Origin of the sequence: Achromobacter sp. RW408, assembly GCF_003184165.1 — a bacterium.
In the GTDB taxonomy this organism is placed as follows: domain Bacteria; phylum Pseudomonadota; class Gammaproteobacteria; order Burkholderiales; family Burkholderiaceae_B; genus Achromobacter; species Achromobacter xylosoxidans.
Genome location: NZ_QHHO01000008.1, coordinates 1 through 23,628, shown reverse-complemented (window position 1 = coordinate 23,628; position 23,628 = coordinate 1). Strand labels below are relative to the sequence as shown.

At 64.2% G+C, this 23,628-nt stretch carries 34 protein-coding genes and 1 pseudogene; 32 read left to right on the top strand and 3 right to left on the bottom strand.

Annotation, left to right across the window (positions count from 1 at the left end):
* The first annotated feature begins 133 nt into the window (after positions 1–133).
* The 25 genes from DK459_RS01620 to DK459_RS01505 all read left to right on the top strand — a co-directional run bounded on the left by DK459_RS01620 (position 134) and on the right by DK459_RS01505 (position 17,397).
* Entirely contained in the window at positions 134–994 is an 861-nt protein-coding gene (locus tag DK459_RS01620; protein ID WP_110134418.1) for a GPO family capsid scaffolding protein, read from the top strand.
* Between the two features lie 44 nt (positions 995–1,038).
* Positions 1,039–2,046 (top strand): phage major capsid protein, P2 family, encoded by a 1,008-nt coding sequence (locus DK459_RS01615; protein WP_058664979.1) that lies wholly within the window; start codon positions 1,039–1,041, stop codon positions 2,044–2,046.
* A gap of 2 nt (positions 2,047–2,048) precedes the next feature.
* Positions 2,049–2,744 (top strand): phage terminase small subunit, encoded by a 696-nt coding sequence (gpM, locus tag DK459_RS01610; RefSeq protein ID WP_110134417.1) that lies wholly within the window; start codon positions 2,049–2,051, stop codon positions 2,742–2,744.
* Between the two features lie 92 nt (positions 2,745–2,836).
* A complete protein-coding gene (locus tag DK459_RS01605) occupies positions 2,837–3,307 on the top strand; it encodes a head completion/stabilization protein (RefSeq protein ID WP_110134416.1) in 471 nt (156 codons plus the stop codon).
* Complete coding sequence (locus DK459_RS01600) at positions 3,307–3,513, top strand: tail protein X (RefSeq protein ID WP_006390738.1); 207 nt, start codon at positions 3,307–3,309, stop codon at positions 3,511–3,513. Before DK459_RS01605 ends, DK459_RS01600 begins: the two co-directional genes overlap by 1 nt.
* 5 nt (positions 3,514–3,518) lie before the next feature.
* Positions 3,519–3,881 (top strand): putative holin, encoded by a 363-nt coding sequence (locus DK459_RS01595; protein WP_006390739.1) that lies wholly within the window; start codon positions 3,519–3,521, stop codon positions 3,879–3,881.
* Positions 3,878–4,177 (top strand): phage holin family protein, encoded by a 300-nt coding sequence (locus tag DK459_RS01590; protein ID WP_006390740.1) that lies wholly within the window; start codon positions 3,878–3,880, stop codon positions 4,175–4,177. The genes DK459_RS01595 and DK459_RS01590 overlap by 4 nt, the downstream gene beginning before the upstream one ends.
* The gene (locus DK459_RS01585) at positions 4,170–4,979 is read left to right on the top strand and encodes an N-acetylmuramidase family protein (RefSeq protein ID WP_110134415.1); all 810 of its coding nucleotides are present in this window, start codon (positions 4,170–4,172) and stop codon (positions 4,977–4,979) included. Before DK459_RS01590 ends, DK459_RS01585 begins: the two co-directional genes overlap by 8 nt.
* A complete protein-coding gene (gene lysB / locus DK459_RS01580; protein ID WP_110134414.1) occupies positions 4,976–5,398 on the top strand; it encodes an Rz-like lysis system protein LysB in 423 nt (140 codons plus the stop codon). Before DK459_RS01585 ends, lysB begins: the two co-directional genes overlap by 4 nt.
* Positions 5,292–5,513, top strand: a complete 222-nt coding sequence (gene lysC / locus DK459_RS30920; protein ID WP_233256741.1) for an Rz1-like lysis system protein LysC — start codon at positions 5,292–5,294, stop codon at positions 5,511–5,513. Before lysB ends, lysC begins: the two co-directional genes overlap by 107 nt.
* On the top strand, positions 5,497–6,000 hold the full coding sequence (locus DK459_RS01575; protein WP_110134413.1) for a phage tail protein: 504 nt from the start codon (positions 5,497–5,499) through the stop codon (positions 5,998–6,000). Before lysC ends, DK459_RS01575 begins: the two co-directional genes overlap by 17 nt.
* Positions 5,993–6,454 carry a phage virion morphogenesis protein gene (locus DK459_RS01570; protein WP_110134412.1) on the top strand — a complete coding sequence of 154 codons (462 nt, stop codon included), beginning with the start codon at positions 5,993–5,995 and terminating at the stop codon, positions 6,452–6,454. The genes DK459_RS01575 and DK459_RS01570 overlap by 8 nt, the downstream gene beginning before the upstream one ends.
* 61 nt (positions 6,455–6,515) lie before the next feature.
* The gene (locus tag DK459_RS01565) at positions 6,516–7,151 is read left to right on the top strand and encodes a phage baseplate assembly protein V (protein WP_110134411.1); all 636 of its coding nucleotides are present in this window, start codon (positions 6,516–6,518) and stop codon (positions 7,149–7,151) included.
* Positions 7,148–7,504, top strand: coding sequence for a GPW/gp25 family protein (locus DK459_RS01560; RefSeq protein WP_233256740.1), 357 nt, complete (start codon positions 7,148–7,150; stop codon positions 7,502–7,504). Before DK459_RS01565 ends, DK459_RS01560 begins: the two co-directional genes overlap by 4 nt.
* A 1-nt stretch (position 7,505) precedes the next feature.
* A complete protein-coding gene (locus DK459_RS01555) occupies positions 7,506–8,423 on the top strand; it encodes a baseplate J/gp47 family protein (RefSeq protein ID WP_110134410.1) in 918 nt (305 codons plus the stop codon).
* Position 8,424: 1 nt separating this feature from the next.
* Positions 8,425–9,045: a phage tail protein I gene (locus tag DK459_RS01550; protein ID WP_199234248.1), complete on the top strand. Its 621-nt coding sequence runs from the start codon at positions 8,425–8,427 to the stop codon at positions 9,043–9,045.
* Positions 9,042–10,448: a phage tail protein gene (locus DK459_RS30915; RefSeq protein ID WP_233256739.1), complete on the top strand. Its 1,407-nt coding sequence runs from the start codon at positions 9,042–9,044 to the stop codon at positions 10,446–10,448. The genes DK459_RS01550 and DK459_RS30915 overlap by 4 nt, the downstream gene beginning before the upstream one ends.
* A complete protein-coding gene (locus tag DK459_RS01540; RefSeq protein ID WP_110134408.1) occupies positions 10,448–10,693 on the top strand; it encodes a hypothetical protein in 246 nt (81 codons plus the stop codon). Before DK459_RS30915 ends, DK459_RS01540 begins: the two co-directional genes overlap by 1 nt.
* Positions 10,694–10,841: 148 nt before the next feature.
* Entirely contained in the window at positions 10,842–12,023 is a 1,182-nt protein-coding gene (locus tag DK459_RS01535) for a phage tail sheath protein (RefSeq protein WP_110134407.1), read from the top strand.
* Between the two features lie 57 nt (positions 12,024–12,080).
* Entirely contained in the window at positions 12,081–12,596 is a 516-nt protein-coding gene (locus tag DK459_RS01530) for a phage major tail tube protein (protein WP_058664993.1), read from the top strand.
* Between the two features lie 21 nt (positions 12,597–12,617).
* Positions 12,618–12,977, top strand: a complete 360-nt coding sequence (locus DK459_RS01525) for a phage tail assembly protein (RefSeq protein WP_081335662.1) — start codon at positions 12,618–12,620, stop codon at positions 12,975–12,977.
* A gap of 8 nt (positions 12,978–12,985) precedes the next feature.
* Positions 12,986–13,102: a GpE family phage tail protein gene (locus DK459_RS01520; RefSeq protein ID WP_110134406.1), complete on the top strand. Its 117-nt coding sequence runs from the start codon at positions 12,986–12,988 to the stop codon at positions 13,100–13,102.
* A gap of 3 nt (positions 13,103–13,105) precedes the next feature.
* A complete protein-coding gene (locus DK459_RS01515; RefSeq protein WP_110134405.1) occupies positions 13,106–15,844 on the top strand; it encodes a phage tail tape measure protein in 2,739 nt (912 codons plus the stop codon).
* A gap of 12 nt (positions 15,845–15,856) precedes the next feature.
* A complete protein-coding gene (locus tag DK459_RS01510) occupies positions 15,857–16,312 on the top strand; it encodes a phage tail protein (RefSeq protein ID WP_058664995.1) in 456 nt (151 codons plus the stop codon).
* Entirely contained in the window at positions 16,312–17,397 is a 1,086-nt protein-coding gene (locus DK459_RS01505; RefSeq protein WP_110134404.1) for a contractile injection system protein, VgrG/Pvc8 family, read from the top strand. Before DK459_RS01510 ends, DK459_RS01505 begins: the two co-directional genes overlap by 1 nt.
* Positions 17,398–17,408: 11 nt before the next feature.
* Here DK459_RS01505 and DK459_RS01500 read toward each other — a convergent pair whose 3' ends face one another.
* The 3 genes from DK459_RS01500 to DK459_RS01490 all read right to left on the bottom strand — a co-directional run bounded on the left by DK459_RS01500 (position 17,409) and on the right by DK459_RS01490 (position 18,577).
* Entirely contained in the window at positions 17,409–17,699 is a 291-nt protein-coding gene (locus tag DK459_RS01500; protein ID WP_110134403.1) for a hypothetical protein, read from the bottom strand.
* A 130-nt stretch (positions 17,700–17,829) separates the two neighbouring features.
* Positions 17,830–18,144, bottom strand: coding sequence for a hypothetical protein (locus tag DK459_RS01495; protein WP_146221869.1), 315 nt, complete (start codon positions 18,142–18,144; stop codon positions 17,830–17,832).
* 28 nt (positions 18,145–18,172) lie between these two features.
* Complete coding sequence (locus DK459_RS01490) at positions 18,173–18,577, bottom strand: helix-turn-helix domain-containing protein (RefSeq protein ID WP_110134401.1); 405 nt, start codon at positions 18,575–18,577, stop codon at positions 18,173–18,175.
* 303 nt (positions 18,578–18,880) lie between these two features.
* Here DK459_RS01490 and DK459_RS31160 point away from each other — a divergent pair, with 303 nt between their 5' ends.
* From DK459_RS31160 to DK459_RS01455, 7 genes and pseudogenes are all read left to right on the top strand, one after another.
* Entirely contained in the window at positions 18,881–19,168 is a 288-nt protein-coding gene (locus tag DK459_RS31160; RefSeq protein WP_035359366.1) for an ogr/Delta-like zinc finger family protein, read from the top strand.
* Positions 19,161–19,547 (top strand): hypothetical protein, encoded by a 387-nt coding sequence (locus DK459_RS01480; protein WP_146221868.1) that lies wholly within the window; start codon positions 19,161–19,163, stop codon positions 19,545–19,547. Before DK459_RS31160 ends, DK459_RS01480 begins: the two co-directional genes overlap by 8 nt.
* 125 nt (positions 19,548–19,672) lie before the next feature.
* Positions 19,673–19,867 carry a hypothetical protein gene (locus tag DK459_RS01475; protein WP_146221867.1) on the top strand — a complete coding sequence of 65 codons (195 nt, stop codon included), beginning with the start codon at positions 19,673–19,675 and terminating at the stop codon, positions 19,865–19,867.
* Positions 19,868–19,869: 2 nt separating this feature from the next.
* Positions 19,870–22,572, top strand: a complete 2,703-nt coding sequence (locus DK459_RS01470; RefSeq protein ID WP_233256738.1) for a toprim domain-containing protein — start codon at positions 19,870–19,872, stop codon at positions 22,570–22,572.
* Positions 22,569–22,838 (top strand): hypothetical protein, encoded by a 270-nt coding sequence (locus DK459_RS01465; protein ID WP_006390763.1) that lies wholly within the window; start codon positions 22,569–22,571, stop codon positions 22,836–22,838. Before DK459_RS01470 ends, DK459_RS01465 begins: the two co-directional genes overlap by 4 nt.
* Positions 22,839–22,840: 2 nt before the next feature.
* On the top strand, positions 22,841–23,164 hold the full coding sequence (locus tag DK459_RS01460; RefSeq protein ID WP_035359375.1) for a hypothetical protein: 324 nt from the start codon (positions 22,841–22,843) through the stop codon (positions 23,162–23,164).
* Positions 23,161–23,628: pseudogene (locus DK459_RS01455) on the top strand (DNA cytosine methyltransferase); the annotation flags it as partial. The gene DK459_RS01460 and the pseudogene DK459_RS01455, both read left to right, overlap by 4 nt.

The window sequence follows — 23,628 nt, the reverse complement described above, 5'->3', positions numbered from 1 at the left end:
TCCTGCCGGGCTTCTCCGCGCGCGCGTGAAGCCGTCTCTTCTGGAACGCACGCGCACAACGCCGCGCCGTTGAGTGGCCGGGCGGCGGGGGCCAGTATGGCAACACCCGAACACCACCAACGAGCCAAACCCTATGAAAAAAGACCGCTGGTTTACCGTGGCCACCGAAGGCCAGACCACCGATGGCCGCAACATCCAGCGCACCTGGCTGGAAGAGATCGCGGCAACCTACAACCGCGAGAAGTACGGCGCACGCATCTGGATGGAACATATTCGCGGCGTCGTGCCGGAAAGTCCGTTCTGCGCCTACGGCGATGTCCTGGCCGTGCGCACCGAAGAAAACGATGAAGGCAAGCTCACGCTGCAAGCGCAGCTGGACCCCACCCCCGCGCTGGTGTCCATGACGAAGGGCCGCCAGAAAATCTATACGTCCATCGAAATTCAAGAAGACTTCGCCGGCACCGGCAAGTGCGGCTTGGTCGGCCTGGGCGTCACCGACAGCCCGGCCAGCCTGGGAACGTCGATTCTGGAATTCGCCGCCAAGAATCCCGCGTCCAACCCGCTCGCTGGCCGCAAGCAGTCGCCGGAAAACCTGTTCTCCAGCCTGCTGGAAACGCCCATTAACTTCGACGACGAAGCCAAACCCGACGACGATGCCGCCGGAGCAATGCAAGCGCTCGGCGCCTTCTTCCGCGCGCTGCTGCCCGGCCAAGCACCTAAGCCCATCCCGCCCGCGCCGAGCTTCTCCCAGGCCATGGACGTCACTGCCGCGTTGCAAGCATTCAACACCCTGGAAGCGGCAATCAAGAAGACCACCGGCGACCTGGCCGCCGCCGTCACCAAGGTCACGACCGAGATGGAGGAATTCAAGAAAAACGCTGCGACCGCCAAGGAACTGGCCGAGCTGCGCGCCCAGCTCGACAAGACGCCCGGCAACCACTCGCAGCGCCCGCCGGCCGCTGGCGGTGACGGCCGCCTGAAAACGGACTGCTAACGCGGGCCGATCCTCACCCATCAAAACCAAATCGGAACCACAACATGCGCAACGAAACCCGCGTCCTCTTCAACGCCTATCTGCACAACCTGGCCGAACTCAACGGCGTCGACAGCGTAACGCAGACCTTCAACGTCGTGCCGTCCGTGCAACAGACGATGGAGACCAAGATTCAAGAAAGCTCGGCCTTCCTGACCAAGATCAACATGATCGGCGTCACCGAGCAGCAGGGCGACAAGCTGGGCCTGAACCTCTCCGGCCCCATCGCCTCGCGTACCGACACCAAGGTCAAGGACCGCGAACCGCGCGACCTGACCACGCTGGACGTGAACGGCTACTACTGCCGCCACACCGATTTCGATTCCTTCATCCCCTACGCCAAGCTCGACGCCTGGGCGCATTTCAAGGACTTCGAGATCCGCATCCGCGATCTGCTGATCCAGCGCCAGGCGCTCGACCGCATCATGATCGGCTTCAATGGCAACAGCGTGGCGTCCACGACCAACCCCAGCACCAACCCGCTGCTGCAGGACGTGAACAAGGGCTGGCTGCAGAAGATGCGCGAGTACGCGGAAGAGCGCGTCATGAACGAGGGCAAGACGCCGGGCAAGGTCCAAGTTGGCGCCAGTGGCGACTACAAGAACCTGGACGCCCTGGTCTACGACGCCATCACGCTGCTGGACCCGTGGCACCGCGAAAACGCCGGCCTGGTCGCCATCGTCGGCCGTGGCCTCATGCACGACAAGTATTTCCCGCTGGTCAACCAGGACAGCCGCGCCACCGACACGCTGGCGGCAGACCTGATCATCAGCCAGAAGCGTATCGGCGGCCTGCCGGCGGTGCAGGCGCCCTTCTTCCCCGAAAAGAAGGTGCTCATCACCCCGCTGGATAACCTGTCTCTGTACTGGCAGATTGGCGGGCGCCGTCGTCACATCGAGGAAAACGCCAAGCGCAGCCGCGTGGACACCTACGAAAGCTCCAACGACGACTACGTGGTGGAAGACTACGGCCAAGCCGCCATGGTCGAAAACATCGAGCTGGTGCAGGCCTGACCATGACCAGCCCCGCACAACAACACCGCACGCGGGTGCTGGCCGCCCGCGCGAGCGCTGCCGATGGCGACGCGCCCGCCGTCATGGGCGGCATCTACGGCCAGATGATGGCCAAGCTGACCCAGGACCGGCGCCGCCTGCACGATATCCAATCCGTGGAGCGCAAGGTAGCCGTCAAGCGCGAGCTGGTTCCCGAGTATGCCGACTACCTGCAGGGCGTGTTGGCCGGCGACGGCGGCCAGCCTGATGAGGTGGTGACCACGCTCATGGTGTGGCACTTCGACATCGGCGCATTCGCGCGCGGCCTGCAGCTCGCCGACTACGTACTGCGCCATGACCTGCAATTGCCGGAACGGCTCAAGCGCAACACGGCCACCCTGCTGCTGGACGAGGTGGCCGGCCAGGTCGCCAACGGCGCTGTGTCAAAGCCCGAAGAGGCCATGCAGGTGCTGCAGGAAGTCGCGCGCCTGGTCGATGGCCAGGACGCGCCGGACCAAGCCCGCGCCAAGCTGCACTTGGCCTTGGGCAAGACGCTGGCGGCCCAGGCCGGCGAGGAGCCGCGCGGCCCGCAGCTGGAAATGGCGCGGGCCGGTGTCGCGCAACTGCGCCGCGCCGTGGAGCTGCACAGCGGCGTAGGCGCGAAAAAGCTCATCGAACAGCTGGAACGCAAGATCAAGAACGCCGGCGACGCCGGCTAACCGAGTGCCCCCAAGCGCACGGCGGCGCGGGCGGAAGGTCGGTCACAGACCGGCTGGATGCCCGCCCACCGCCGATTTCATGAGAACAGGCCATGAGCTTCATCGCAACCGCACCCGCGCCCCGCACCGAACCGCCGCAGACGGTCGGAAATGATGGCTTTTTCCCGGATATCGACCTGGCCAACGCCCGCGAGACGTTGCGCCTGGATGGCACGGTGACCGAACCGCGCCTGCGCTTCGCGCTCGTCGGCGCCATGCTGGAAGCCGGCAACAGCCTGGCCGCATGGAAGGACGTCCAGCGCGCCAAGGGCTACACCCAGCTCCAGGACGTCCCGGCCGAAAAGATCGACGGCGCCACACGCCTGGAGCACGCCTACCGCCGCGCTGTCTACAGCCTGGCCAAAGCCGACCTCATCGAGCGTATGACCGACTACGACGCCACGGCCGCCGGCCAGAAGCGGGCCGAATGGCTGGACGAGGCGCCCAGCGACCACCGCCGCAACGCGCGCTGGGCCATCGCCGATGTCATCGGCGCCAAGCGCAATATCGTGGACCTCATCTGATGAAAGTCCGCGCCCAACAAGGTGACACGGTGGACGCGCTCTGCTGGCGCCACCTGGGCACCACGCGGGACGTGGTGGAAGCCACCTACGAACTCAATCCCGGCCTGGCCGACCTGGGCGCGGTGCTGCCGCATGGCCATGTGGTCGTCCTGCCGGATGCCGCCCCTCAACCTACGGCGGCGCCTGCCGTCAAACTCTGGGACTGAACTCAATGGCCGAACCCTCGACCGTATCGGGCGCCGTGGCCACCACGCTGGTATCTGGCGCGGCCCTGTCGCAAATCCTGCCGCTGATCGACGCAAACGCGGCCTTCGGCGCCGTCATGGGCGCCGCCCTGGTGGCGAGTACCAAGAAAGACCTCACCGCCTGGAAGCGCTTCGTTTCCTTCCTGGTCTCGGGCCTGTGCGGCTACGGCGGCGCCGGCGAAATCGTCGCCCGCGAGCTGGCCAAGGAATCCTTTCTGCCCGCGCTGATCGGCGCGGTCGTCATCGTGCCACTGGCGCTCAAGCTGCTGGCCAAGGCACCGGACTTCGACCTCGGGAGCATTTTCCGAGGCTTTGGGGAAAAGAAATGACCGACCTGCCCCCCACCCCTGCGCTGTCCCTCATCGCGGTGGCCTGCGCCCTTCTGTACGCCGGCACGGCGAGCCGCTTCCTCTGGTATCAGCCCAATGGCGCCCGCCATCGACGTGTGCTGTCGTGTCTGGCCACCGCTCTGATTGCGGCGCTGTTCTGCCGCGCCGTCGAAATCCTGCTGCTGCACTCGCCGGCAAGCCTGTCCGAGCTGGTCATCGCCGCGCTGCTGTTCGCCGGCGCCTGGCGCGCACGCGGCAACCTGGCAACGTTCACCCGAGGGAACCCCGATGTCTGAAATTCTGCGCAAGGGCGCCATCGGCCAGGCCGTGGCCGATCTTCAATCTGATCTGCAGCGCGCCGGCTACAAGGTTGAGCGCACGGCGATCTACGACGACGCCACGCGCGGCGCGGTGGCAGCGCTACAGCGGGCCACCGGCTTGGTAGTCGATGGCGTCTATGGACCGAAGAGCCGCGCCGCACTGGCAAACCACGATGTGACCCGCTTTCTGCGGGAACCCGACCTGATCGCAGCCGCCGAACGCTTGGGCGTTTCCCTGGCCTGCATCAAGGCCGTGAACGAGGTGGAATCGAACGGACGCGGCTTTCTGCCCGATGGGCGCCCCGCAATCCTGTTCGAGCGGCATGTCTTCCATGAACGCCTGCGCGAGCATGGCATCGACCCGACACCGCACACCGCGCGCCTTCCCGCTATCGTCAATCCCAAGCGCGGCGGCTACGCAGGTGGCGCGGCCGAGTACGTCCGGCTCGCAACCGCGATCCAGATTTGCCGTCCTGCGGCGCTGGAGGCCGCGAGCTGGGGCGCATTTCAAATCATGGGCTACCACTGGCGCCGGCTGGGGTTTGAAAGCGTGGAAGCATTCGTTGCCGCGCAGCAGGAAAGCGAGGGCGCGCAGCTTGCCGCCTTCGTGGGCTTCATCGAGACCGATCCGGGTCTGCATAAAGCCCTGGCCGGCCGCAAGTGGGCGGCATTCGCGCGCGGCTACAACGGCCCGGCCTACGCAGAAAACCTCTATGACGTGAAGCTGGAGCGCGCCTACACGCGATTCTCCGAAGAAGACGCGGGGCAGGCAGCATGAACACGTTCCTGCGCGCCATCGCGCCCTACGCAGCAACCGCCATCCTGGCCGTGGTGGTTTGGTTCCAGCGTGGCGACATCGCACGCCAGGAGGTCGCCATCACCGCCTATGGCCAGGTCATCGAGCGCCAAGCCAGCGACCTGGCGGACCTGGGAAGCCGCATGACCACCCAGCGCCTGGACCTGGCGAAACTGGAGCGCGCGCAAGACGACTTCCGCAACGCGCTGGACCAGCGCACGTTCGACCTTGAAAGGCTCAAGAATGAAAATCCGCAAGTTCGCAGCTGGGCTGATACTGTGCTGCCTGATCCTGTTGCAAGGCTGCGCCAGCGCCCTGCCCTCGCCGGGGCCGCGGCTTACGCTGAATACCTGCGCACCCGTGACCCCGTGCAGTCTGCCGGCGGCGGCGCCAAGGACTGACGGCGATCTGAATCTGTTGATAGACCGCGTTGAGGCCGCCTGGGCTATGTGCGCGGCCAAGGTGGACACCATCATCAAATGCCAGGACGAGGCGAACCATGCGAAAGGCCAATGAGCTGCGCGAATATCTGACGCGGCACAATGAGTTTCTGTCCACTAACCCGGACAGGCTGCATGTTTTCGTTGACGACGGCGGCATCCATTGCACGGGAACGCGCAACCTCTCGCACGAATATCGGTACACCCTCACCATCGTGGTGACCGACTATGCAGGCCAGGCTGACACCCTCATGCTGCCGCTGCTGGCCTGGCTTCGCATCAAGCAGCCCGAACTGCTGATCAACCCGGAACGACGCGCCAGCGCAATCCAGTTTGATGTTGAGCTGCTGAACCATGAGTCGGCGGACATTGAAATCAAGCTGCCGCTCACCGAACGCGTAGTGGTGAAGCCATCGGGCGCCGGTGGCGCCCTGGTGGCCGAGCATGCCGACGAACCCGCCGACGCCGAACTGCCGACCGAAGATGAGGAAATCACCATCGTCATCCCGGGCGCGGCCCCGGTTACCGTCACTGTCCCGGCGTGGCGCCATCCCTATGAGTGACGATTTCTCGGACGTGCAGGCCTGGGCGGCGGCGCTGCTGGCGCAGCTGCGGCCAACCGAACGCCGCCGCGTGAATCGCGCTGTCGCGGTGGAGCTGCGCCGCACCGAGGGCCAGCGGATTGCGGCCCAGCAGAACCCGGACGGCACGCCCTACGCCCCAAGGCGTACCAAGAACCTGCGTGGCAAGCGCGGCGCCATCCGTCGCAAGATGTTCACGCGGTTGCGCACCGCTCGATACCTGCGCGTAGAGGCCAGCGACACCGACGCGGTGGTCGGCTACAGCGGGCGCGTAGCGCGCCTGGCCCTGGTTCACCAGGAAGGCCGCAGCGACCGCCCGGCACGCGGCCAGAAGCCCGTTCGCTACCCGCGCCGCAAGCTGCTGGGATTCACCGAACGCACCCGAGAAATGGTGCTCGATACCTTGGCGCGGCATCTGGCCGGCCAAGGCCTGTAGCACGCCGAAGCACAAGGCGCGCCCCGTGCGCGCGCGATGGCGGCCCGGCAACATGGCCGCTATGCATGAAATCGCCGAACTCTTCCGCCTCATCTCCAACCTGATCCGCATCGGTACGGTTTTCGCCGTCGATCTGTCCAGCCAGCCGGCACGCGTTCGCGTCGAATCGGGCGACCTTCAAAGCAACTGGTTGCCGTGGCTGGAGCTGCGCGCCGGCACGACAACGACATGGAACCCGCCCACCATCGGCGAACAAGTCGTTTTGCTGTGTCCTGATGGTGACCCGGCCGCCGGCGTGGTGCTGATGGGGTTGAACTCGGATGCGATACCCGCCCCGTCCGCCAGCGCGGCGGAACACGTCACGCTCTACCCGGACGGCGCCCGCATCGTGTACGACCACGAGGCCGGCCAGCTCACGGCCGAAGGCATCAAGACGGCAACGGTCACCGCCAGCGAGTCGGCCACCCTCAAATGCCCGGAAATCACCCTTGACGGCAATGTGACCGTGACAGGACTGTTCACCTATCAGGCCGGCATGAGCGGCAAGGACGGCAAGGGCAACAACACAGTCATCACCGGTGACCTGCGCCACACAGACGGCGCGCTTTCGTCCAATGGCGTCGTCTTGCACACGCACACCCATGGCGGCGTGCTACAGGGCGGCGCACGTACCCAAGGGCCGGGGGCAGGCGCATGAGCTACATCGGGATGGACGCCAACACAGGCCTGCGGATCAGTGGCCGACAACACCTGAATCAGTCCGTGACAAAGATACTCACGACGTCGATAGGGACGCGCATTCGCCGTCGCCCCTTCGGCGCGCTGGCCGCCGACCTGATCGATACCCCCACCAATGGCGCCGCCGTCCTGCAGCTCTACGCGGCGGCGGCCACGGCGTTGATGCTGTGGGAACCCCGGCTGCGTGTTCGCAGCTTGTCTGCCAACGTCAACGCAAACCGGCCCGGCGCCGTCGTGCTGAACATCATCGGCGAAGCCGACACCGGCGACCGCACCGAAAGTGTGTCCCTCTCCACCACGTTGAGCGCCTGATATGGCAAGCCCGAACATCATCGACCTTTCCCAGCTGCCCGCGCCGGACGTGGTGGAAACGCTGGACTACGAACGAATCCTGGAGACGCGCAAGGCGCGGTATCTCGCCCTTTTCGCGCTAGAAGACCGCGACGCCGTGGCCAAAGCGCTGGCGCTGGAGTCGGAGCCGCTGGTCATCACCCTGCAGGAAAACGCCGAGCGCGAAGTCATCTTGCGCCAACGCATCAACGACGCGTCCCGGTCCGTCCTGCTGGCATTCGCGCGTGGCGCCGACTTGGAACACATTGCAGCCGAGTATGGCGTAAGCCGCCTGGTCATACGGCCGGCCGACCCCGCCGCCGTGCCGCCAGTCGAAGCCGTTTACGAAAGCGACGACGAACTGCGCGAGCGCGCACAGCTGGCGTGGGAAGGTCTGTCAACCGCAGGCCCGCGCGATGGCTACGTCTTCCATGCCTTGACCGCGGACGGGCAGGTCGCGGATGCGACCGCCACCAGCCCCGAGCCTTGCGATGTGCGCATCTGCGTACTCGCCCGCGATGGCGACGGCACCGCGCCGGCCGAGCTGCTGGACAAGGTACGCGCCAAGCTCAACGACGAGGACACCCGCCCCATGGGCGACCGGTTGACCGTCCAATCCAGCAGCATCATCACCTACAGCGTGCGGGCGGTTCTCCACATGAAAGGCGAAGGCCCGGGCCGGTCGGTCGCGCTGGAGGCCGCCACGCGCGCGTGTCGCGCCTACGTCAACCGGCCCCGCCGCGCCGGCGTATCGGTCTGGCGATCCGCGATCAATGCCGCGCTGCATGTCGAAGGCGTCGCGCATCTCGACTTGATCGAGCCTGCGGACAACCTGGTTCTTGACTCCACGCAGGCCGCCACATGCGTGGCGGTGGAAGTCTCCATTGCGGCCGGCGGTTGAAATGGCGAAAAAGCCTACTCTGCTGCCGCCCTCATCCACCCCGGTTGAGCGCAAGCTTGCCCAGGTCGGCGCCGACATCGAGGAAATCCCCTTGCCCTTGCGCAAGCTGCGCCGCGCGAGCACCACGCCCGCCCTGCTGCTGCCCTGGCTGGCCTGGGAAAGGTCGGTGGACCGCTGGGACGATGCCTGGTCAGAAGCGGCCAAGCGTAAGGCCATCGCCAATTCATTCAAGATTCACCAGTTGAAAGGCACCATCGGCGCGCTGCGGCGCGTGGTGGAGCCGCTGGGCTACCTGCTGGAGGTGACCGAATGGCACCAGATGATGCCGGAAGGTCGGCGCGGAACGTTCCGGCTCACTATCGGCGTGCTCGATGGCGGCATATCCGAAGCGATGTATTACGAGCTGGGCCGCCTCATCGACAGCACCAAGCGCCTGAGCCAGCACATGACCGGCCTGGCCATCGCGGTGGAGGTGCGGGCGCCCCTGAATCACTGTGTCGCGTCCTATGACGGCGACGAGATGACCATATACCCCTATCAACCTCAACCCGTGGAAGTCGCGGCCGCCACGCCGGCCGCCCTGGCCACGCACATCATCGACATCCTGACGGTATACCCATGACTACCTATTTCGGAATCCTGACCAAGATCGGCGAAGCTAAGGAAGCCAACGCCAAGGCGCTCGGCATCCCCGTGAACATCACCGAGATGGAAGTCGGCGACGGCGGCGGCGTCCTGCCCGTGCCGAGCCGCGAGCAAACCTCGCTGATCGGCTCCAAGCACCGCGCGCCTATCAATCGCAAATTCGTTGACCCGAAAAATCCGGCCTGGCTGGTAGTGGAACAGGTCATCCCGGAGCACTTCGGCGGGTGGTGGGCGCGTGAGCTGGGATTGCGCGACGCGGACGGCGATCTGATCGCGGTATCAAATTGCCCGCCGACGTACAAGCCGCAGATGGCCGAGGGGTCAGCGCGCACCCAGGTGGTGCGCATGGTGCTGCAGGTTTCCAGTACCAGCAATTTCACGCTCAAGATCGACCCGGATGTGGTTCTGGCCACGCGCGACTACGTGGATGCGGAAGTGGCCACGCGACTGGGCAAGGATGACACGGCCAAGGCCGCCGCCAAGCTGGCCACGGGCCGCAAAATTGCCATCAGCGGCCCGGTTAGCGCGAGCGGTGTCGTTTTTGACGGCACCAAGGACATCAACCTCAACACCGGGGAACTGACGAAGGACTCCTTCCTCGTCGGCAACGGAGCCGATCCGATCCGCGCTCTCAACGCCGAGCAAGCACGCGAACTATTGGACGTGCAGATTCGACAGTCCACCATGACCATCACGCAGACCGGCGAAGTACCGCTTCCTGTCGAGTGGCGCGGTAAACGCGCTCGCTATCAAATCGTCGGCGGTGGTGGCGGTGGTGGCAACGGCGCCACGGGCTATGGCAATCAAAGCGCTCAATCGCCCGACGTATCCGGCGGTGGTGGTGGCGGCGGCGGTGCCGGCGAATACAAGACTGGCGAAATCACCCTACCGTCGACTCCAACCATCTCCTGCATTGTCGGCGTGGGCGGCGCTGGCGGCGCGGCGTTCAGCGGCCACGTAGGCGCGCAGGGAAGCGCGGGCGGCATCACCTCTATCGCCGACTTGGTTTCGGCCAACGGCGGCCGTGGTGGTGGCGGTGGTGGTGGCGCCAACATTCAGGCGCGTACATTTGGCGGCATCCCTGGCGGTCTTGGTGCCTCGGGTGGACAACCAGGAACCGCCGAGGTCTACGGATCGTCAGGCCTGGCGTCCAACGCGATCCCGGGCAACGGGGGCCATGGTGGCTCAACGCCCTTCGGAACTGGCGGCGGTGGCGGCGGCCGCTCGGGCCAGCGCCTGTTCGCCGGAAGCGCCGGCGGCGCCCCGACGCCGAACTCCGGCGGCGGCGGTGGCGGTGGAGGTGGCGCAAATGGCCCCACCAATGGCTCTGCCCCGGGTGGTGCGGGCGCGGATGGAAAAATCATTCTGGAGCTGATCTGATGAAGACCTTTGTTCAAATCGTGGATGGACGCGTCCATTGGAAATTTCGCAGCGCCCAGGCGCCTAAGCTGCCCGCCGGTGTTGTGCTGATCGACGTTACCGCTGTGTCACCGCAACCGCGCGAAGGCTGGCTGTACGAACACGACACCTTCGTAGCCGCGCTGGACGGGTTTCCCATGGACGATGACATGCGAGAAATCCAGGAAGCTATGCCGGAAAACCTGCCCGTGATTACGTCGAGCTGATACCGGACCATCGAGGCGCGCGGCACGTTGTGTGCCTGCCTTGAACAATGTGCGCCCCGTGCGCGCGCGTAGCCAAGCCCTCAGAATTTGAGCGATCCCCCGCCCGAGGTAGAGCGGGATTCAGCTCAACACTCTGAGGGCTTTTTTCATGGCACTTGATCAATACCACCACGGCGTGCGCGTCCTCGAAGCCGACGACGGCACGCGCCCTATCCGCACTGTCGCATCCGCTGTTGTCGGCTTTGTCGCCACAGCCGAAGATGCAGACCCGAAAACCTTCCCGCTGAATACGCCCATCCTGGCCACCAACATCTTGGCGGCCGCCGGTAAGGCCGGCACCAAAGGGACCTTGGCACGCTCGCTGGATGCCATCGGCGCCCAGACCAACCCCGCTACGGTTATCGTCCGCGTCGCACAGGGCGCCACCGAGGCTGAAACCACGTCCAACGTTATCGGCGGCGCCGGCAGCGACGGCCGCTACACCGGCCTCAAAGCGCTGCTGGCTGCGCAGAACTCCGGCCCCAAGCTGAAACCGCGCATCATCGGCATCCCGGGCCTGGAGAACGCCGCCACCACGGCGGCGCTGGCCGAGACCGCGCAGAAGCTGCGCGGCTTCGGCTATGCCAGCATGAAAGGCTGCGACACCAAGGAAGACGCTGCCGCCTTCCGCGAAGGTTTCGGACAGCGGGAACTCATGCTGATCTGGCCCGAGTTCCTGGGATGGGACACGCGCGCAAACGCCGAAGGCATCATCACCGCGTCGGCCGCCGCGCTGGGCCTGCGCGCCAAGCTGGACAAGGACATCGGCTGGCACAAGGTGCTTTCCAACGTCGCAGTCAACGGTGTCACCGGCATCAGCAAGGACGTCTTCTGGGACTTGCAAGACCCAGCCACCGACGCCGGCTATCTGAACGAAAAGGACATCACCACGCTGGTGAACCGCACCGGCTTTCGCTTCTGGGGTAGCCGAACATGCGCCGGCCCTTCGAGCCTCTTCCCGTTCGAGAACTACACCCGCACCGCGCAGATTCTGGCCGACACGATGGCCGAGGCGCACATGTGGGCTGTGGACGCGCCTCTGCATCCGTCGTTGGTCAAAGACATTCTGGAAGGCATCAACGCCAAGTTCCGCCAGTTCAAGTCCCTGGGCCTGATCATCGACGGGCAGGCCTGGTACGACGAAGAACCGAACACCAAGGAATCGCTCAAGAGCGGAAAGTTGGTACTCGACTACGACTACACGCCCGTGCCGCCGCTGGAAGACTTGGGCTTCCGCCAGCGCATCACCGACCGCTATCTGCTGGACTTCGCGCAGCGGATCGCCGCGTAACCCATCCTGCCCAGTGCACACCCGCGCTGGGCCATCTGCACATTCGGAGCCAATTCCATGGGACTGCCCACCAAGCTCAAAAACATGAACGTCTACAACGACGGCACCAGTTACGCAGGCGTCGCCACTTCCGTCACCCTGCCCAAGCTGACGCGCAAGATGGAAGCGTTTCGCGCCGGCGGCGTCGCCGGCGCCATCAAGGCTGATTTCGGCCTGGATGACGACGCGCTGAAAGTCGAATGGACGTGCGGCGGAAACGTCAAGCAAGTCCTGCAGCAGTATGGCGCGGTGGACGTCGCGGGCGTGCAGCTGCGCTTTGCCCAAGCGTACCAACGCGACGACACCAACGAAGTGACCGCCGTGGAGATCATCGTCCGCGGTCGCCATTCCGAGATCGACCGCGGCGAGTCGAAAGTCGGCGATGACACCGAATTCAAGATCGTCACCGAGTGCGTCTACTACAAGGAATCGCACGACGGCCAGACGGTCTTCGAAATCGACCTGGTGAACATGATTCACATGGTCGGCGAGATCGACACCATGCAGGCCATCCGTACCGCCATCGGCCTGTAACCCTCTACTCCTGGAGCCATCATGACCGACAAGACCCCTTCGCACATCGACCAACAACCGCAAGCCCTGACGGCCGCCGTCATCGACACCCTCGACCTGAAATCGGTTGACCTGGATGAGCCGATCAAGCGCGCCAGCGGCGACATCGCCCGTCTGCTGATCCGCAAGCCCAAGGCCGGCGCTCTGCGCGGCGTCACTCTCATGGCGCTGGTGCAGGTTGACGTGCAGGCGCTGACCACCGTACTGCCGCGCGTTTGCGAACCCATCCTGACGCCGGCCGAAATCAGAGATCTGGACCCCGCTGACCTGTTGAACGTGGGGGCCACGGTCGCCAGTTTTTTTATGAGCAAGGCGGAACGGCTGGCTATCCAAACTGCGTAGAAGACGCCATGGCGGATATCGCCATGGTCTTTCACTGGCCGCCGGCCCAGATGGATTCTATGGAATTGACCGAGCTGGCCGACTGGCGCGAGCGAGCGCGCGTGCGCTACCAACCCGAGACGTAACAGATGGACAAGGCGTTACAGCTTCGCGTCATCGCGGCCCTGCAGGACAAGCTGTCGGGGCCGCTTCGCAAAATCAAGAGCACAGCCGGCGCCTCCGCCCAGGGCGTCGCCGATCTGCGCGGAAAGCTCAAGCAGCTGACGGCGGCGCAGCGCGAGGTAGGGCAATTCCGCGAGCTGACGCGCGGCCTGCAGGCCACCCGCGCTGAACTGGCCACGGCGCAGCAGCGCGTGGCCGCCTTGGCCCAGCAGATGCAGGGGGCCACCAATCCCACCCGCGCCATGACGCGGGAATTCAACCAGGCGGTGCGTGCGGCCCAGCAGCTGAAAGAGCGGCACGGTCAGCAGTCCGTAGAGCTTCAACGCCTGCGGGACAACCTGACGCGCGCGGGCCTTTCCACATCGAACCTGGCGCGTGACGAACGCAACCTGCGCCAGAAGATCGACAACACGTCACAGGCACTGGACAGGCAGACGCGCAAGCTGCAGGCCGCCGCCTCACACCACCAGAAATTGGCCACGGCCAAAGAGAAGTACGGCAACGGCAAGGCGGCCGTGGGCGCAATGGCCGGCGCCGGAGCCGCTGGCCTGGCGTCCGGCGGCGCTGCCCTGTACGCAGAAACGCGCTTCATCCGGCCTGGTGTCGAATTCGACGCCAAGATGAGCAAGGTTCAGGCGCTGGCCCGCATCGAGAAGGACAGCGCCGAGATGCAGGCGCTGCGCAAGCAGGCGCGAGACCTCGGCGCCAAGACAATGTTCTCCGCGACGCAGGCGGCGGACGCGCAAGGCTTCTTGGCCATGGCGGGCTTTACGCCCAAGGCCATCCAGGACGCCATGCCCGGCATGCTGTCCCTGGCCAAAGCCGGCGACACCGATCTCGCTCAGACCGCCGACATCGGGTCGAACATCCTCACCGGGTTCAAACTGCCCGCCGAACAGATGAACCGCGTGGGCGACGTGCTGACCGGCGCTTTCACGCGCTCGAATACCAGTCTGTACATGCTGGGCGAGACCATGAAGTATGTGGCACCCGTGGCGGCCGGCGTCGGCCAGGATATCGAGACCGTGGCGGCCATGGCCGGCAAGCTGGGCGACGCAGGTATCCAGGGCAGCATGGGCGGCACTGCGTTGCGGGCCGTCATCGGTCGCTTGGCCGCCCCGCCGAAGGCGGCGGCCGACGCCTTGGAGTCGCTGCAGATCAATACCAAGGACGCAGCGGGCAATCTAAGGCAGCTGCCTGACATCCTTGCCGAGCTGCAGCAGAAGACGGCGAAGATGGGCAACGCCCAGCGTTCCGGCATATTCAAGGCCATCGCCGGCGAGGAAGCATTCAGCGGCCTGCAGGTGCTGGTGGAACAGGCCGGCACGGGTGAACTGCAGAAGTTCATCGCCATATTGAAAAAGGCTGCGGGCGAAGCGGATAAGACGGCCGGCACCATGGCCGACAACCTCACCGGCGACCTGGACGAGCTGAAAAGCGCCTGGGAGGATGTCGGCATCCAGACGGAAGAACTGCACGATAAGACGCTGCGCCGCCTCACCAAGGGCCTGGCCGGCGTCGTGAGTGCTGTGGGTGATTGGATGAAGGCCAACCCGCAGATTGCCCGCGCGCTCACCGCCACGGCCGCCGTCATCGCCGGCCTGGTCGCAGCCTTCGGCGCGCTCACCCTGGCGCTGGCCGCCGTTCTGGGACCGTTCATCGTCGTGCGCTACGGGTTGTCCATGCTCGGTATCCAGGGCGGCAGTCTGATTGGCGTGCTGTTCAACTTGGCCAAGGGTGGTTTTGGGCTGCTGGGCAGCGCCATTGTGTCAGTGGGAAAACTGCTACTCGGAAATCCCATCGTGCTGGCGGTCGCGGCCATCGCTGGCGCCGCATATCTCATCTACCAGTACTGGACGCCGATCAAGGCGTTTTTCTCCGACCTCTGGGCGCAGGTCACCGCGGCCTTTGATTCGGCCATGGCGTGGCTGGGCCAGCTGCTGGCCGCCCTGAATCCCATACCGATACTTTCCGCCGCCTGGAGCGGCCTCACGACGTTCTTCTCCGACATCTGGGAGTCCGTGAAGGTTGCCTTCGATGGCGGCCTTGCCGGCATCGGTGCGCTGCTGGTGAACTGGTCACCGCTGGGCTTGCTGTACCAGGCGATCACCGGCGCGCTGGGGACGTTGGGCCTTGAGCTGCCCGGCAACTTCACGCAATTCGGCTCGATGCTGATCCAGGGCTTGATCAACGGCATTTCCAGCATGGCCGGGGCGCTCAAGGAATCGATTTCCAACATCGGTACGGGTATCGTCGGCTGGTTCAAGGAAAAACTTGGCATTCACTCGCCCAGCCGGGTATTTGCCCAGATGGGCGGCTTTGTGTCCGAAGGCGCCGCTGTCGGCATCGAGGCGGGCCAGCCGGCCGCCGTAAAGGCCGCCCAAGCGCTCGCGGCATCCGTGGCCATAGGTGGGGCCATGTTGCCTGCCTCGGGCGCTCTCGCGGCCTCTGGCGGCCTGCTGGCAGCACCCGCCGGCATGGTCACCGATGCTGGCACCCTGGCGCGCATTGATCACCGGCCGGCCATGGCCGCCAACGCAGCGGGCGGCCGCTCAATCACGATCCAGGGCGACACGATCACCATCCACATCAGCGGCGCCGGCGCCGGCGCGCAGGACATCGCGCGCGCGGTGGACGATGCCCTGCGCCGGCGCGATGCCGACAAAGCCGCGCGCCTGCGCTCCGCCTACTACGACAACGAATAGGACACCACCACCATGATGATGGCCCTCGGCATGTTCATTTTTGGCCTGCCCACCGCCGCCTACCAGACGCTCAAGCGGCAGACGGAATGGCGGCATCCGTCGAACTCGCGCATGGGCGCGGGTCCGGCCTATCAGTTTGTGGGGAAGGGAGAAGACACCATCACCCTGTCGGGAACCATCATCCCCCAGCTGTTCGGCACAACCGGCGCCATCCGCTTGCTGCGCCGTATGGGCGACACGGGCAAGGCCTATGTCATGGTGGATGGCATCGGCACCGTCTACGGCGCCTTCATCATCACCGGCCTGGATGAAGAGGGGTCGATGTTCGTGGTGAACGGCCTGCCGCAGAAGACGGATTTCACCCTCACGCTCAAGTGCGTTGACGATTCGCAGGCGCGGCCGCTGCTGGATGACCTGCAGATTCCTATCGACACCATGGACGGCTCTATCGCCGGCTGGGGGCTTTGATGTTCGCCGCCCTATCCGATGGCCTGCAGCGCGGCCGCACCGAATACCCGGCACCGCGCTGGCGCGTCCTGCTTGGCGATCAGGACGTCACCGGCAAGCTCGCGCCGCGTCTGGTCAGCCTGTCCATCACCGAATGCCGTTCGGAACAGGCCGACCAACTCGATATCACCCTGAGCGACCATGATGGGCTGCTGGAGCTGCCGCGCCGTGGCGTGGTCGTGCGGGTCTTTCTCGGCTGGAGCGATTCGCGCGGCATGGTCGATAAAGGGACGTTCGAGGTGGACGAAGTGGAGTTTTCCGGGCCGCCAGATGTCATCACGCTGCGCGCCCGCAGCGCAGACATGAGCAACGCGCTGCGCACGCGCGCCACGCGCAGTTTCCACAAGACCACCATCAAGGCCATCGTGGAGACCATCGCCAAGGCGCACAAGCTCACGCCCGTGGTAGGCACATTCGGCGGGACGAAGATCGCGCACATCGATCAGACCGACGAATCCGACTTGGCATTTTTGAACCGCATTGGCAAACGCTACGATGCCGTGGCCACCATCAAAGAGGGGAAGCTCTTGTTCCTGCCCATTGGCAAGGGAGACACCGCCAGCGGCAAGGAAATGCCAACCATCGAGCTGACGCGGCGCGATGGTGACGCCATCCGCTACCAGGTCGCGGACCGCGATTCATACACAGGCGTTCACGCCTCCTGGCAAGACAAGGGCAAGGCCAAGCGCCGCCACGTTCTGGCCGGCGTCATCGGCAACGCCAAGCGTCTGCGCCAACTGTATGCGAGTGAAGAGGACGCGCTTGAAGCCGCGCGCGCGGAGTGGGCACGCCTGCAGCGCGGCACGGCCACGCTGCGTTTTGAATTGGCCTACGGCCGGCCCGACCTGGCACCGCAAACCAAGGTGCGCATGCTCGGCACCAAGGCGCTTATCAGCTCCACGGTCTGGCTGCTTTCTCGGGTCACGCACAAGCTGGACGATGGCGGCCTGACCACCAGTTGCGAGGGAGAAACGGCAGACGCGCGAAAGACCGATGATGATCCATCTGACGGCGACCTGCCCACGATTGAGGACGGCGCGGAATAGCGCGCTGTGTCCTATCGCTTCACGTTCATCGTTACTTGCACAACCAGCTGTACCGCGCCGATCTGGATATTGTTGTTGCCGGTTATCGACTGGTTCGGCATCGCCTGTGCGGACATCTGGATATTGCCGTCACCGCTGATCTGCTGATCATTGGAGGCCGGCGCGGCGGCGTTATCTTGTCTCCGTTCCTTCGCACCCTTGAGCGCATGGAACAAGGTTCCGAGCACGTCGCCCGCTTTCACTTCGGCCGCAGGCAAGTTGAGAAAATGAACGTTTGAACCGGGGTCTTGAGGCTTCTGCATTTCTTATATTTCCTGTGCGTTCGCCGGCTCCATACGGCTGCACACGCGAACAGCCGCAGCCCTTGCCGGCAATGTAGGGCAACCGGCACCCCCACGGCCTCATATACCCGGTTCAATCAGTCAGCGGGCGCTACCCCTTCTTTCCGTTCATCATGCACATGGCGGCAACCGTGGCCACTTCCTGGCCCTGGGCCGCTTTCTCGCTGGCCACCTCGTCAATGCAGGATGCGGCCCTAACGGATTGCTCCACAACCTCCATCGGTCGTTTCGCAAGTTTCGCCGCCACCACCATATCCGCCATGGTGGCCATTTTGTTTTGTGTCGTGGCCGATGCCCATTGCTTGAGCGTAGCGCTGTGCAGCGTGCCACCTTCGTACCATTCGCCAGCTGCGTGTGTCAGCGGAGCGGCCGCCATTAGGGCAACAGCAAATCCAACTCTAAACACCTCTTTCTCCTTTTTATGGGGCGGTCAATCAGGCCGCCAGTTGCAGAACCAATTCAGTCAACTTGTCTTTATCCATCGACATTTGCGCCTTGCTCGCCTGGTACAGCGCATCTGCCGCTTTGCGCTTCTTCGCCGGGCTTAGTTCTCGCCCGGCGGCTTCAAGAGCCATTTCCAGGGTCTCCCAAGCGTCGCCGTAGCGCTCTAGATCGGCCTGCAAATCCTTCTCGGAAAGCGAGCGCGCCCCGGTCAGGACATACAGGACATCCACCCCCGCAGAGGCGATCAGCTCCAGATAGGCGGCATCTGGCTGACGCGCGCCCTTCTCATAGTTCGCCTGGCTATTCCGGGAAACGCCCGCCAGTTCGCCAAAGCGCTCCTGCGTCAAACCCAGGCGATCCCTTTCCTCCGCTAGCCGCAGTCCAAGTGCCAACATTTGCTCCCATTTATGTTTGACGAATGCACACGAACGTGTGCATAATTCACTTGCCGTGTCTGATAACGAGTGAAATCAAATGGAACATACACCAATTCGTGCGCGTACTAAGGGAAGCCGCCCTAAAACGGCTCAACAACGAATGGTCGGCTTTCGTCTCACCGAGGACGAATTGATGCGCTGTCAGAACTATGCGGATGAGCAGGTGCGCTCAGTCTCGTCCTTCATCCGAATGCTGGCGTTACGTGGATTGGTCGCCTACGAGACCGAACACCGTCAAGCCAAGTCACGGCGTCGCTAGCCATGAATCGGTTTGGCATGGCCTGCCCCTACTGCGAGACCTGGGCAACGGTACGCACCAGCGAACAGCTGTCCCCCCTGGTGCGCGCCGCCTACTTCCAATGCCGCAATCTGCACTGCGGTTTCACCTGGAAGGCACACATAGAAGCAGTGGCCGCGATTTCACCGTCTGCCCTGTCCCAAGCCAGGCCCGATATTCAGTTGCCCCTGTCCCCGTTCAGCACGTCCTTGCGGCTTGCTGCCGCTGCGAAGTCTGACCCACGCCAAATGAGCCTAGACCACGATGAATAGCCAACGTCTTGCCCTTGTGAATGGTTCCGCCACGAACTGGAGCCGCCCCTTTCTCGCCGACCAGGCACACCAGTTTCTTGCGGTGGAAAAGGACAACGGCGCCACGATGCCCGGGCCGCGTGACAACCAACTGCTGGAGCGCTGCGTTGCGCACTTGATGGCAGTGGCCAACTGCTCGCAACGCACCGCCGAGACCGAAGCGGCGAAGGCCATCGCCGAAATCGGTAGCCGGTCCAGCCCGGTCAACTTCGACATGGACCGCAGCACCAGCCACGCGCTGTTTGTCGTTGACCGCGACACCGGCCGTACTCGCGTTCTTTCCTCGGTCGAAATCGCCCACCTCCTGAGCGCCCAGGAAGCCGCCGCCCTGGCGCTGTAGCACCTCTACCTACCCCACGTCATACCGCCTTGCCGGCGGGCGCATCTGCGCCCGTCGCGGGGAACTGTTTTCCGAAGGAATCGAATATGCCTGCCATCCCCGTGCATGCCCGCATCGAAACACACATGAACGACGACGAGGTGAAGGCCTTGGCCAAGCTCACCGAATATCTGGTGCGCGGCGCCTATGAACCCGGCCAATCCCTCTTCTTGACGGCCTCGGCCGGCGATACCGTTCTGTCCGGCCACATGCTTACCGCCGCCTGCGCCGTTCACGCCGCCGCCATGCGCACCCTGCGCGAACGTAACCTGATGGCGTAATCATGAAGCCCGATATTCACCGCGACGTTATGTCCCGCCTCGCGGACTTTGAGTTCAAAGAGCGGCAAGGCTGGCTTCGTCAGGGCATCTGCCCCGCTTGCAAGAAGCGCGAGGTTTACACGCACGCAGACCACCCCTGGGTGCTGCGTTGCGGACGCCTCGATAAATGCGGCTGGGAGGGCCATGTAAAAGAGCTGTTCTCGGACATCTTCGAACACTGGTCGAAGCGCTACGCCGAGGACATGAAGACCAACCCGCACGCGGCCGCTGACGCCTACCTGGCGCACGCCCGCGGCTTCGACGTGGCCCGGCTGGCCGGCTGCTACACGCAAGAGACCTATCACGACCGCGCGCGCAATCTCGTTTCTGCAACGGTGCGCTTCCCCGTTGGCCGCACCTATTGGGAACGCTTGATTGATGAGCCGGGGCGCTTCGGTAAGCAAAAGGCCCGTTTCCAGCCCGGTGGCAGCTACATGGGCGAGTGGTGGACGCCGCCCGGCTTCGACCCCGCCAAGGTCACCGAACTGTGGCTGGTCGAAGGCATCTTTGATGCAATCGCCCTATGGTTGGTTGGCGTCCAGGCCGCTGCCACGATGTCGTGCAACAACTATCCATCCGTCGCACTGCGCGCGCTGGCAGACGCACGCCCCAACAATTTGCCGCACCTGGTCTGGGCGCTCGACGGCGACGCCGCCGGCCGGCGCTTCACGCGCAAGCACGCCGAACGCGCTACCGAAGACGGCTGGACGTGCAAGGCGGCCATCATCCCGCAGGACGGGAAGCGTAAACGCGACTGGAACGACCTCTACCAGCTCGACCAGCACGCACCGGACGGCGCCCCGCGCCGCCTGTCCCAAGAAGGCCGCAAGCTGTACCTGCACCATGGGGCGGTGCTGCTGGCGCGTAGTGCCACCGAAAAGGCGCTGCTGCTGTACGAACACGACAACAGCCGGACCGAGTTTGATTTCGAGTTCGGCAAGCGCCTGTACTGGTTCCGGATGGATATCGACGCCTACCAAAAGGCGATGGATCGGATCGGCAACGAAGCAAAGGAGCAGCTTGCACAGGACGAGCTGCGCGCGCTCGCGCTGCGCGAGGCGGGCGGCATCCGCACCATTTCCAACTGCTACCCCACGCCCCTGTACTTCCAAGAAAACAAGCTCACGGACGAGAGCTGGTACTACTTCCGCGTCGAATTCCCGCATGACGGGCCCCCCGTGAAGAACACCTTCACATCGTCCCAGGTCTCAACCGCCAGCGAGTTCAAGAAGCGCCTCTTGGCCATCGCCCCGGGCGCCATGTTCTCGGGCCAGGGCCATCACCTCGACAGGATGATGGAGCGCCGCCTTTACAACATCAAGCGCGTGGAGACGGTGGATTTCATCGGCTACAGCCGCGAGCATGGCGCGTACATCCTTGGCGCGCTGGCGGTGAAGGACGGCACGATCTACGAGGTCAACGAAGAGGACTTCTTCGACATCGGGCGCCTTTCGGTCAAAAGTCTGAATCAATCCGTCACGCTGACGGTGAACGGCGACCCGCACGAATACAAGGCGGATTGGGTGCAGCATGTCTGGACCGCCTTCGGTGCGAAGGGCATCGTGACACTGGCATTCTGGTTCGGCTCGCTGTTCGCCGAACAAATCCGCGCGCACCAAAAAAGCTACCCCTTTCTGGAAGTTGTGGGCGAGGCAGGCTCGGGCAAGTCAACGCTGATCGAATTCCTGTGGAAGCTGTTCGGACGGACTGATTACGAGGGCTTCGACCCGTCCAAGTCCACGACGCCGGGGCGCGCGCGCAACTTTGCCCAGGTCGCTGGCCTGCCCGTGGTGCTGATCGAATCCGACCGTGAGCGTCTGGGCGAAGAGAAATCGCATGTGAAGTCGTTTGATTGGGACGAGTTGAAAACCGCCTACAACGGCCGCAGCATCCGTTCTCGCGGCGTGGCCAACGGCGGCAACGAGACCTACGAACCGCCGTTCCGAGGATCCATTGTCATCTCGCAAAACAACGAGGTGAACGCGTCCGAAGCCATCCTTTCCCGGATAGTTCACATCAACATCGACCGGGCCGGCCAGAACGCCAAGACGCTGGCCGCCGCCGTGGCGCTGGAAACCACGCCCACAAGCGATGTATCGGGCTTCATTCTGGCGGCGACCAAGCGCGAGGCAAAAGTCTTGGAGACCGTGTTTTCGCGCTACCAGGATCACGTTGACGCTTTGCGCGAACGTGGCGATATCAAGATGACCCGCATCATGAAATGCCACGCGCAGCTGCTGGCCGTCCTGGATGCGCTTCGCCTGGTGGTTCGGCTGACCGATGAGCAATACCAGGCGGCCGCCGACCTCATCGGCACGATGGCGGCCGAGCGGCAGCAGGTCATCAATGCGGACCATCCCATCGTGCAGGGATTCTGGGAGGCCTACACCTATCTCAACGGCGACGACGAGATGGCGCCCCAGCTCAACCACTCTTGCAACGACGAAGAGATTGCGATCAACCTGAATCACTTCATCGAGGCCGCAGCCACGCACCGCCAGCAGGTGCCAGCGTTGAGCGACTTGAAGAAGGTGCTACGTACCAGCCGGCAGCACAAGTTCCTAGAGGTGAAGACCGTCAAGAGCCGCATTCGTCAGAACGCGAGCCAGGCCGGCACCACCAAGGCCACGACGGTGCATTGCTGGGTCTTCCGGAAGGGGGCTTGACGATGCACAAGCCCACTCTTCCCCAGCTCGCGCAGGCACACGCAGCCGCGCGCCTTCGCGGCACGCTTGCGGATGCCCTGCGCTCGCCAGCGCTCGCCCGCTGCCTGGAAATCACCGCCCTGGCGCTCTCGCAACCTCGCGCCGACCGCTACCGCCCGCCGCCTGCCGCGCCGCCGGCCCAATCGCAATTTCTTGCCCATCCCGACCATTTCACACCGCCGCGCCGCGATATCAAACGCGCCAGTGCCGGCGACAAGGACGAATAGACATGAAAGATTCCAATCCGGCGTTCAAGAAGGCGCCCGCACCCCGCAAGGCCTGGAGCTATAAGCAACTTACCGAGGCAACCGAAGCTCGGATTCGCTCCCACGCGGATTTCCTGAAAGAGCTATTGGCGCGCAACCCCGATGATCGGCTGAACCATATCAGCGTGAGTCAGGTGAGCAGTTGGGCGTATGGCGCGTTCAACCTGTGGCGTGACCTGACACAGGGCTGGCACACACCCGCCGATGAAATGCGCATCAGGGCGCTTGCTGATTCCGTCAAGCATGCCGGAAATGAGAACACTGCAGAAGAGGAGTGCGCAGAATGAAGTACTCGGAAATCACTCACTTCGGCGTTTTCTCAGGATCAGGCATTGGCGCGGCCGGCATGCAGCAGGCGCAACCGGAAATCCCTGGCCTGCGCGGCCGCATGGTGTGCCTGGGGGGAATCGACGTAGACCCCGCCGGCGCGGCCGACTTCCAACGCTTCACGGGCGTTCGCTGCACGGTGCGCGACCTGTTCAGCCGAAACCAGTACATCGCCTTTCACGGGCATCAACCGCCCGAGGGTTGGGCCGAGGCACTGCCCGCCGACATGCGCGCAGCTGCTGGTGGCCGCCGGCCGAACATCTTATTCCTTTCGGCCCCGTGCAAAGGATTCTCGGGGCTGTTGTCTCACGCCCGCAGCCTGACCGCCAAGTACCAAGCGCTCAATGAGCTGACGTTGCGCGGCATCTGGTTGTGCCTTGAGGCATGGAAGGATGATCCCGTGGAGGTGATTCTTTTTGAGAAC

Coding starts and splice junctions, on each gene's coding strand:
- DK459_RS31160 (WP_035359366.1), top strand. CDS start 18,881: ATGAATCGGTTTGGCATGGCCTGCCCCTACTGCGAGACCTGGGCAACG.
- lysB (WP_110134414.1), top strand. CDS start 4,976: ATGAACACGTTCCTGCGCGCCATCGCGCCCTACGCAGCAACCGCCATC.
- DK459_RS01500 (WP_110134403.1), bottom strand. CDS start 17,699: ATGCAGAAGCCTCAAGACCCCGGTTCAAACGTTCATTTTCTCAACTTG.
- DK459_RS01575 (WP_110134413.1), top strand. CDS start 5,497: ATGCGAAAGGCCAATGAGCTGCGCGAATATCTGACGCGGCACAATGAG.
- DK459_RS01565 (WP_110134411.1), top strand. CDS start 6,516: ATGCATGAAATCGCCGAACTCTTCCGCCTCATCTCCAACCTGATCCGC.
- DK459_RS01515 (WP_110134405.1), top strand. CDS start 13,106: ATGGACAAGGCGTTACAGCTTCGCGTCATCGCGGCCCTGCAGGACAAG.
- DK459_RS01490 (WP_110134401.1), bottom strand. CDS start 18,577: ATGTTGGCACTTGGACTGCGGCTAGCGGAGGAAAGGGATCGCCTGGGT.
- DK459_RS01590 (WP_006390740.1), top strand. CDS start 3,878: ATGACCGACCTGCCCCCCACCCCTGCGCTGTCCCTCATCGCGGTGGCC.
- DK459_RS01620 (WP_110134418.1), top strand. CDS start 134: ATGAAAAAAGACCGCTGGTTTACCGTGGCCACCGAAGGCCAGACCACC.
- DK459_RS01595 (WP_006390739.1), top strand. CDS start 3,519: ATGGCCGAACCCTCGACCGTATCGGGCGCCGTGGCCACCACGCTGGTA.
- DK459_RS01585 (WP_110134415.1), top strand. CDS start 4,170: ATGTCTGAAATTCTGCGCAAGGGCGCCATCGGCCAGGCCGTGGCCGAT.
- DK459_RS01560 (WP_233256740.1), top strand. CDS start 7,148: ATGAGCTACATCGGGATGGACGCCAACACAGGCCTGCGGATCAGTGGC.
- DK459_RS01475 (WP_146221867.1), top strand. CDS start 19,673: ATGAACGACGACGAGGTGAAGGCCTTGGCCAAGCTCACCGAATATCTG.
- DK459_RS30915 (WP_233256739.1), top strand. CDS start 9,042: ATGACTACCTATTTCGGAATCCTGACCAAGATCGGCGAAGCTAAGGAA.
- DK459_RS01615 (WP_058664979.1), top strand. CDS start 1,039: ATGCGCAACGAAACCCGCGTCCTCTTCAACGCCTATCTGCACAACCTG.
- DK459_RS01505 (WP_110134404.1), top strand. CDS start 16,312: ATGTTCGCCGCCCTATCCGATGGCCTGCAGCGCGGCCGCACCGAATAC.
- DK459_RS01480 (WP_146221868.1), top strand. CDS start 19,161: ATGAATAGCCAACGTCTTGCCCTTGTGAATGGTTCCGCCACGAACTGG.
- DK459_RS01605 (WP_110134416.1), top strand. CDS start 2,837: ATGAGCTTCATCGCAACCGCACCCGCGCCCCGCACCGAACCGCCGCAG.
- gpM (WP_110134417.1), top strand. CDS start 2,049: ATGACCAGCCCCGCACAACAACACCGCACGCGGGTGCTGGCCGCCCGC.
- DK459_RS01530 (WP_058664993.1), top strand. CDS start 12,081: ATGGGACTGCCCACCAAGCTCAAAAACATGAACGTCTACAACGACGGC.
- DK459_RS01525 (WP_081335662.1), top strand. CDS start 12,618: ATGACCGACAAGACCCCTTCGCACATCGACCAACAACCGCAAGCCCTG.
- DK459_RS01600 (WP_006390738.1), top strand. CDS start 3,307: ATGAAAGTCCGCGCCCAACAAGGTGACACGGTGGACGCGCTCTGCTGG.
- DK459_RS01460 (WP_035359375.1), top strand. CDS start 22,841: ATGAAAGATTCCAATCCGGCGTTCAAGAAGGCGCCCGCACCCCGCAAG.
- DK459_RS01550 (WP_199234248.1), top strand. CDS start 8,425: ATGGCGAAAAAGCCTACTCTGCTGCCGCCCTCATCCACCCCGGTTGAG.
- DK459_RS01555 (WP_110134410.1), top strand. CDS start 7,506: ATGGCAAGCCCGAACATCATCGACCTTTCCCAGCTGCCCGCGCCGGAC.
- DK459_RS01570 (WP_110134412.1), top strand. CDS start 5,993: ATGAGTGACGATTTCTCGGACGTGCAGGCCTGGGCGGCGGCGCTGCTG.
- DK459_RS01535 (WP_110134407.1), top strand. CDS start 10,842: ATGGCACTTGATCAATACCACCACGGCGTGCGCGTCCTCGAAGCCGAC.
- DK459_RS01520 (WP_110134406.1), top strand. CDS start 12,986: ATGGCGGATATCGCCATGGTCTTTCACTGGCCGCCGGCCCAGATGGAT.
- DK459_RS01510 (WP_058664995.1), top strand. CDS start 15,857: ATGATGATGGCCCTCGGCATGTTCATTTTTGGCCTGCCCACCGCCGCC.
- DK459_RS01470 (WP_233256738.1), top strand. CDS start 19,870: ATGAAGCCCGATATTCACCGCGACGTTATGTCCCGCCTCGCGGACTTT.
- DK459_RS01540 (WP_110134408.1), top strand. CDS start 10,448: ATGAAGACCTTTGTTCAAATCGTGGATGGACGCGTCCATTGGAAATTT.